The 8,623-nt window shown below is 45.6% G+C and carries 7 protein-coding genes; 5 read left to right on the forward strand and 2 right to left on the reverse strand.

The genetic code is table 11. The features are described 5' to 3' along the window. The 4 genes from HMPREF3091_RS17570 to HMPREF3091_RS17585 all read left to right on the forward strand — a co-directional run. On the forward strand, positions 1-2,516 hold a 2,516-nt coding region (locus tag HMPREF3091_RS17570), incomplete at its 5' end, for an Ig-like domain-containing protein (protein ID WP_246840012.1). Positions 2,517-3,274: 758 nt separating this feature from the next. Next, a complete protein-coding gene (locus tag HMPREF3091_RS17575; RefSeq protein WP_070717687.1) occupies positions 3,275-4,171 on the forward strand; it encodes a tetratricopeptide repeat protein in 897 nt (298 codons plus the stop codon). 138 nt (positions 4,172-4,309) lie between these two features. Beyond that, complete coding sequence (locus HMPREF3091_RS17580) at positions 4,310-4,858, forward strand: GNAT family N-acetyltransferase (protein ID WP_004095031.1); 549 nt, start codon at positions 4,310-4,312, stop codon at positions 4,856-4,858. 23 nt (positions 4,859-4,881) lie between these two features. Beyond that, the gene (locus HMPREF3091_RS17585) at positions 4,882-5,553 is read left to right on the forward strand and encodes a Vat family streptogramin A O-acetyltransferase (RefSeq protein ID WP_083321457.1); all 672 of its coding nucleotides are present in this window, start codon (positions 4,882-4,884) and stop codon (positions 5,551-5,553) included. An 80-nt stretch (positions 5,554-5,633) separates the two neighbouring features. Here the strand turns inward: HMPREF3091_RS17585 and HMPREF3091_RS17590 are convergent, their stop codons facing one another. Beyond that, positions 5,634-5,975 (reverse strand): DHCW motif cupin fold protein, encoded by a 342-nt coding sequence (locus HMPREF3091_RS17590; protein ID WP_004095029.1) that lies wholly within the window; start codon positions 5,973-5,975, stop codon positions 5,634-5,636. 170 nt (positions 5,976-6,145) lie between these two features. Further along, positions 6,146-6,352: a hypothetical protein gene (locus HMPREF3091_RS22950; protein WP_070717535.1), complete on the reverse strand. Its 207-nt coding sequence runs from the start codon at positions 6,350-6,352 to the stop codon at positions 6,146-6,148. A 25-nt stretch (positions 6,353-6,377) separates the two neighbouring features. On the opposite strand from HMPREF3091_RS22950, the gene HMPREF3091_RS22955 reads away from it, so the two are divergent. Next, on the forward strand, positions 6,378-8,623 hold a 2,246-nt coding region (locus tag HMPREF3091_RS22955), incomplete at its 3' end, for an inverse autotransporter beta domain-containing protein (protein WP_246840018.1).

The raw sequence follows: 8,623 nt of genomic DNA on the forward strand, positions 1-8,623 counted from the left end.
ATGGTTATGATGTTCGGGCCGAAGGCTATTTGCCTGCTTACCCTCAGCTCGGTGCGAAGTTAATGTATGAGCAATACTACGGCGACAATGTGGCTTTATTTGATAAAGATCATCTGCAAAGCGACCCTTCAGCTGTCACCGTGGGCTTGAATTATACACCAGTGCCTTTGATCACTGCCGCCGTAGATTATAAACGCGGTCAGGATTCCATGGACGAAACCAAATTTGGCATCAATTTCCGCTATACAATTGGGCAGCCATGGGCAGAGCAAATATCACCATCTCAAGTGGCCATCCAGCGTAGTCTCGCAGGCAGCCGTTATGATCTGGTTGAGCGTAATAACGAAATTGTTTTGCAATATAAAAAGAAAGACGTAGGTAATGCCTTATCTGATATGACATTAGTGAGCGTGAAAGATAATAGTCCTGCTGATGGCACTACCGCAAATACCGTCACTGCACAGGCAATGGCGTCTGACGGAACGCCAATGAAAAACACAACGATATCTTGGAGCGTAACAGGAGGTGCGAAACTAGGTACTTTATCCAGCGTGACAGATAACAATGGTAATGCATCAGTCTATGTCACTAATACCACAGCAGAACAAGTGGTTGTTACCGCAACATCCGGTTCAATCAGCCGTTCAACGCCAAGTAACTTCACAAAATCTGTTGCCAAATTAGACCTTAAGCTCACAAAGAATAACAGTCAGTCTGACGGTACTGACCAGAATGCCGGTCAGGTCACAGTCCAAGATGCCAACGGTAAAGCGATGCCTAGCATTGCCATTACATGGGCTGTTGATAATGGAGCCGCTATAGCAAGCCGCGACTCGGTTACCAACAGTAATGGTATAGCAACCGTACACTTCACTAATTCAAAACCAGGAACCGTAAAACTGACGGCAAGTACATCTGGCAAAACAGAGTCTGTAAATTCAAATTTTGGCGCTGAAACCGTTTCAAAAATTGACGTCAGCATGAAAACCAACAACGCGCTATCCGATGGTTCATCAACTAACATTGTTCAAGCAGTGGTTACCAACACCAATGGACATGCAATGCAAGGTGTTAGCCTAACTTGGAGCTTAGGGAGTGGTAACGCAAGCGCAACCTCACCGCTAACCGTCGCAACCGATAACAACGGTATCGCCACGCTAAATTTAGTGGACTCTAAGGCTGAGTCTGTTGTGATTACCGCAAATGCCGGTGGACAAACAGGAAAGGCGACGGCCATCTTTACTTCAATCCCGGTGAATAAGATTGCAGTGACGATGACAACCAACAATTCGCCCGCTAACGGAAGGACTGAAAACACCGCTCAAGCCACGGTAACCGACGCCAATGGGCAACCCATGAAAGGCATAAACTTGAGCTGGAGTTTAGGCCAGGGCAAAGCAAAAGCAACAACATCTCTCACCGTCATCACTGACGACAATGGTAATGCTACGTTGAATTTAGTGGACTCAACAGCAGAAACGGTGAGTCTGACAGCCAGTGCTGGTGGGAAAATAGGTCAAGCCGACGCCATTTTCGCCGCGGTACCCGTCGATACGATTACAGTGACAATGAGTAATAATCATTCACCAGCAGACGGCAGCACCGCAAACGTCGCTCAAGCTTTAGTCGAAGACGCCGAGGGACATGCGATGCAAGGGGTTAGCTTAACTTGGCGCTTAGATAATGGGAGTGCGACGACAACCACGCCATTGACGGTAACAACTGATGCTAACGGGGTTGCGACACTGAGCCTAACGGATTCTACCGCAGAGTCCGTCACCGTGATAGCAGACGCCGGCGGCAAAACTGGCCAGACAACGGCAATATTCGATACAGTGCAAACAACGCTAACAGTCACCATGCAAACTGACAATTCTGACTCGGATGGAAGTGCTAAAAATATCGCTCAAGTGTTAGTCATGCAAGGAAACACTCCCGTTAGCGGTGCCAGCGTGCAATGGTCTAAAACATCAACCAATGCTAAATATGCTTCGGCATCATCGACATATACCAATGGATCGGGTGTAGCAACACTATCAATGACTGACCTCACAGCGGAAACCTTTACGGTAACGGCAACGGTGAATGGACAATCAGCATCAACGCAAACGACCTTTGTTTCACCAAACTTTGGACCAATTCAGGTGTCGTTTCCAGAGGCTGCATCCACTCCATCTGGTACGGCAATTAATGTTGATGTTGCACTAGGAGGAACCCCTGTTCTAATTGCAGCCTATAATGGAATGTCTGCTGGTGATGTCATAGTTATCACATCGAACGTTAGTGGAGATAAGAATGGGCAAACGCTTGATTACACATCGCCGACGTATACAGTCCAGACATCAGATGTTGGACATGATGTCTCTATTGACATCCCTGAGGATAAACTCATGGGTGTAGAAGCTGATGTGGGAGGCGCGAAACTAAACGTTGTTGCTTCTGTCACAAAAGGGCAAGCAACGATAGACGGTAAAACCTCTATTAGTATTGATACCTGCGGGCCTGGAGGTTGCTGATGGAAACCTATGTCCAACAGAAACTAAGTTAAGTAATAAAGCGCAAAGATTGCCAGACAATACACCTCGCCTCGGCGAGGTGTATTTTTATGCGGAATAATACAGCCGATGGGCTCAATGCCGGTCGTTTAAGATAACTTGGAGGAAATGATTTAAAAAATATCTCCACCAATACGAACCCATAACCCCCACCAAAACTAACTGTCCCTACAGTCACAAAATACCACTGCAATAATGCTATCAGGTTCGACCAAGCCTGATCGGTATGTTTTTTTGTGTCTGTAGGGGCCATACACGAGATACTGACCATGCAAGAAACTATCTTTATTAGGTGTCATAAGACAATGAAGATGACTGATGTGTACTTGGACTCTCGTAAAGATGAATGGAAGAACGTTGATATTCCCGTCAAAATGACATCGGACAAATTTCGGACATTTTCGGACGCTGCCATTTATCTTATTGATTTTATAGATATAAAATAATAGATCTGATACAGGAGTCGTATCAGGCCTTTTTTTATATCCTAATAAAACATGTCCTCGGGCCATTCTTAATGGCTTCCCCCATCCTCTCTTTTTAGTAAGTGACGGCGTTATTCTCAAGGTATGCGGGTTATCTCAGGAACCTCATTGGACAGACAGACAGACAAAATGGCAACAAACTTCCGAATCTTGCCCCCTTTGTTGACCAGATATGGAACAAATATTACTGATACCCTATTATCCAGAGACAAATTTTATATAGTGGAAAATGATATGCGCTACAGCCTTACTATAGCTCTCACCACATTGCTGATAGTGTCCGGCGTGAGTCAGGCCGCCATGATGGCAGATGAAGAAAATTTCAAGGAAGGATATAAATTTTATACCGGTGATAATGTTGACGTTAATGAGATTAAAGCCGCTGAGTATTTTAAAAAATCAGGTAATGGCATAGCCAATTATTATCTTGCCAATATGTATATGTACTCCGATGAAGATCTTGCTAAATATTCGCTAAGAGAGGATAAAGCCCTCGCAAAAGAACTTCTTAAAAAGGCGATTCCGTCACTACAGGAAAGCGCCGCCGCAGGAGATCCCTCAGCTCAGCTATATCTTGGATATGCATATAAAGGGGGGATGGGAATTGAAAAAAGTGAAGCAAAATCGTTGACGTTGATAGAAGAGTCTGCAAAACAGAACTATCCGTTAGCATTAGCCTCACTAGGATCCATACTCGCAAAAAACGAACCAGATAAAGCTTATCAGTATTACGAGAAAGCCGTAAATCTTGGCCTGAGGGAAGCGAATGAAGGTTTAGTAAAAATCAACGAGGATAAATATCTGAATACATTCGATCCTATCTATGAAGAAAATATCAGAAAACTGGCGACTAGCGGCAATCCCTACGCAGTTATGTGGGAAGCACATGAAGAATTCGATCTTCAACACTACGATAAAGCCATGAGCCTTTTTCAGGCCGCCTCCCAAGATAAGTTAGCGTCAGTTAAAGCCCGCGCATTCTCCATGATAGCCTTGATGTATCACAGAGGCGAAGGCGTTGAAAAAAGCCGCGCGATGTCACTAAAGTATCTCAATGAAGCGTGCAGATTCAGCAAATTCGAATGTTACGATCGTGATGTCTATAAAGATGGTAAAGAGACGTGGCCATAATATTCCCGAATAGAATCATAACGTACCTCCTCGCTCTTAGCGGCTGAAAGTCGTTACAAGGCAGTTTCATACAAGACGCGGGCATTACTCATGTTCACTCATTAATTTTATTAAAGTAGAGTGTAAGTAGAAGAACGTATGCAGATACCCACGCTAAAAACAGAGCGCTTGCTGTTAAAACCATTAGTTTCTAAAGATGCGCTCCAAATTCAGAAGCGCTTCCCACGCTGGGAGATTGTGCGTTATTTAGTGTCATCTATTCCTTGGCCTTACCCGGACAATGCAGCATCGCATTACGTTGATAACATCGCACTGCCTGCTATGGCAAAAGGACTCGCTTGGTTTTGGACTATACGGCTTCAGGATAATCCTGACGATTTGATAGGCGTTATCAGTCTGGACGAAGCGAAAGATAATAATCGAGGTTTCTGGTTGGCTCCTGAATATCAGGGGCGAGGATTAATGCGAGAAGCCAGTATTGCGGCGACAAATTACTGGTTTAATACTTTAAATAAGCCTGTTTTGCGAGCTTCAAAAGCGGCTGAAAACATTCGCTCTCAGCACATTTCAGCCAGTAGTGGCATGCGATTAATCAAAACCGAAAAGGCACAATTTGTCTGCGGACTTTTGGACTCAGAATTGTGGGAAATTACTCGTGATGAGTGGAATATCCATCACTCAAACTAACAGAATATAACACCGGAGGGTGTATGCCAGGCCCAGATCCACTCAATAAACATCCAATGGAAGGTTTCCCTCAGGTTTGTTTCATCAAGAATACGGTGACGAATCCAAATATTATCATCGGTGATTTCACATATTACGATGATCCAGAAGACTCAGAGAATTTTGAACGGAATGTTCTCTATCACTTCCCTTTCATCGGCGATAAGCTGGTTATCGGTAAATTTTGTGCTATCGCAAAAGGTGTCCAGTTCATAATGAACGGAGCGAACCACAAACTGTCAGGTTTCTCGACGTTTCCATTTTATATTTTCGGAAATGGTTGGGAGGGTTCGATGCCAAAGCCTGAAGATTTGCCGTACAAAGGTGATACGATAATTGGAAATGATGTCTGGATCGGGTACAAAGCCCTGATCATGCCCGGCGTGAAGATCGGTAACGGAGCGATTATTTCCTCTCAGTCTGTTGTCACTTCGGACGTCCCTGCTTACACCATCGTCGGAGGTAACCCCGCAAAAGTCATTAAGAAACGATTTTCAGATGAAATAGTATGCGAATTGGAGAAATTAGCGTGGTGGGATTGGCCTGTAGAAAAGATGACTAAACACCTCACCGCAATAATGTCTAATGACATTAAAGCGCTTAGTATCATTGCTCAATCTGAATTGGCACAGTCAATCCAGCCAACAGAAGAATAACGCAGCACCTCGTTTTTCCGGGTGAGAGATGACAGTAAATTCTACGAAGATTGACTGTCCCTATCACCCCGATATAAAAATCAATCAACAATAAAAAGTTTTGCGCCAGTGATAGTTCTGGACTGATGTGATTCGGCGTTATCACCAACCTGATAACTCATCCCAGCATTCAAAATGAATTTGCGTCCATCTTCGAGGATGGTTTCTAATTCTCCTTCCATGCAGAAAAGAACATGTCCTTTTTGGCACCAGTGATCGGCAAGATAGCCAGGGGAATATTCAACCATTCGCACACGGATTTGATTGGGTTTCTGACCAAAGAACTGTGTACGCCAGTAAGCCATGCCGGTTTCACCGGGATGTTCTGTCTTTTCAATTTCACTCCAGTTGGTCGTACCAAAAGCAAACGCATCAATTTTCATTCAGTCACTTCCCTTGCCCGTAAGATCTCTTGTAATCAGATTAGAACACTATCGCCAAATTCACAGCTAATCACACATTGAAAGCGTTCTTATAGTAAAGGGATTGCTCCCATCCATAGTGTTTTATTAAAGAGCGTCTACATTTAATAAATACCGTATAGAAAACTCGTTTAAGATTTAGCACCAAGAGGAATTTTCTGGGTGGGAAAAAACAACATCTTTCGTTTCTTCACATGGTTGCAGATATTTTTGCAAGTGACGTTTCCTCTTGTATCGGTAATACCGCACAATGCGACAGCACAAAGCTCAACATCTGCCGAAATCAGTCCATCTCCTTTTTCCGTTGATAGAAACGAAAATTCATCCGTTACAGACATAGCTGCACTTCCCTACGGCGACACCATGAGTAGTCTGGCCAGCGCACTGTCATCTAATGGTACTGATGGCATTGCCAGCACGGCAAAATCGACCGCGACTGGGTATGCTTCGTCATCAGCCCAACAGTGGCTGAGCCAGTTTGGTACCGCTCGCGTTCAGCTTAACGTCGACGACAATGGCAATTGGGATGACAGCGCCATCGATTTCCTCGCCCCACTCTATGACAATAAAAAATCTATGCTCTTTACCCAGCTTGGTATGCGCGCACCTGATGGCCGCGTTACTGGCAATTTGGGGATGGGCGTACGTACTTTCTATCTTGAAAATTGGATGTTTGGCGGCAACGTGTTCTTTGACGATGATTTTACGGGCAAGAACCGCCGCGTTGGTGTTGGTGCTGAAGCATGGACCAATAATTTAAAACTTTCAGCTAACACCTATGTAGGCACCACTGACTGGCACTCGTCTCGTGATTTTGATGATTACGATGAAAAACCGGCTGATGGTTATGATGTTCGGGCCGAAGGCTATTTGCCAGCTTACCCGCAGCTCGGTGCGAAGCTGATGTATGAGCAATACTACGGCGATAAAGTTGCACTGTTTGACACTGACCATTTACAGAGTAACCCTTCAGCTGTCACAACAGGTCTGAGCTATACCCCAATCCCACTCGTTCAATTAGCTGTTAATTATAAACGTGGTCAAGACTCGCTAGAAGATACTCAGTTCCAAGTGAATTTCCGCTACGATCTGGGGCGCCCTTGGTCCTATCAAGTTAATCCCGAGAGTGTCCGTCTTCAGCGCAGCTTAGCCGGCAGTCGCTATGACTTAGTCGAGCGTAATAACCAGATTGTTCTACAGTATCAGAAGAAGGATCGGCAAAGTGTTAGCAATCTAGGGTTACAAATTACAGTCGACAATAGTCCCTCGGATGGCTTAACGCCCAATTCCGCACAGGTTTATGCCACAGATAAAGACGGTCAGCCAGTGCGTAATGCATCAATAGTTTGGTCATTAACCGGTTCTGCTAAGTTGAATACGTCAAGCACGGTAACTAACGAAAGCGGTATCTCAACGGTTAATTTCACGAATACTCTTCCCGAAGCAGTACAGATCACCGCCAAAAGTGGTGCCGCCAGTGCCACTCAAAATAGCCAATTCAATCCCGTGAAGGTCAGCAATATCATGCTGAAAATCACCAAAAATAACAGCATTGCTGATGGTAAGACACCGAACCATGCCGTCGCCACAGTCACCGATATTAACAATCATCCAATCGCTAACACACTGGTACAGTGGAAAATTGACAAACCTGCCACATTGAAAAATTTACAGACAACCACCAATGCCAGCGGTCAGGTCACTACTGACTTTACATCGACAGCTGCTGGAACGGTGATTTTGACCGCTATAGCTGGTGATAAAAGCGCATCACAGCAAGGGCAGTTCATCAGCGACCCTGCAAATTATGTCATTGATACGATGGTTGTGACCCAAGATGGCAGTCCGGCCAATGGAACCACTCCAAATGCTGTCACTGTCACGGTCAAAGACAGCAATGGAGCCCCTGTCAGCAAGGTCAACGTAACGTTGAGTGCTGACAAGTCAACAGTACTATTCGGCTCGACATTAAAGGCTAAGGCACCGAAAGTATCCAAAGCTTTCCAGACAAATTCTGAGGGATCCCTGACCGTTGCCTTTACTGACACGGTTGCAGAATCTGTACTGTTAACGGCAACATTAGATAACGCCAACAGTAAAACTGGGATTGCTAAGTTTATTGCGGACAGTCACACTGCAAAAATCAGTGCCTTGACCGTCACCTCTGGCGCGGTTGCTAACGGCACCACGACTAACCAAGCCACGGCAACCGTCGTCGATGCAAACGGCAATCCACTCTCCGGCGTGGAGGTAACCTGGTCTCAGGATGGCTCCGCCCTGCTAGGCGCCTCGCCAAAGACGGACGCCAACGGTCAAACGACGGTCACCTTTACCAATACCAAAGCACAAACCGTTAATATCACCGCCACGGTCAATAACAGCAGCCTATCAAAACCGAGTACGTTTATTGGGGACAGCGGCTCTGTGAAAGTCAGTGCTTTGACCGTCACCTCTGGAGCGGTCGCTAACGGCACGGCGACGAACCAAGCCACGGCAACCGTCGTCGATGCAAACGGCAATCCACTCTCCGGCGTGGAGGTAATCTGGTCTCAAGATGGTTCCGCCCTGCTGGGCACCTCGCCAAAGACGGACACCGACGGTCAAACAAC

The organism is Hafnia sp. HMSC23F03, from assembly GCF_001816025.1.
In the GTDB taxonomy this organism is placed as follows: domain Bacteria; phylum Pseudomonadota; class Gammaproteobacteria; order Enterobacterales; family Enterobacteriaceae; genus Hafnia; species Hafnia paralvei.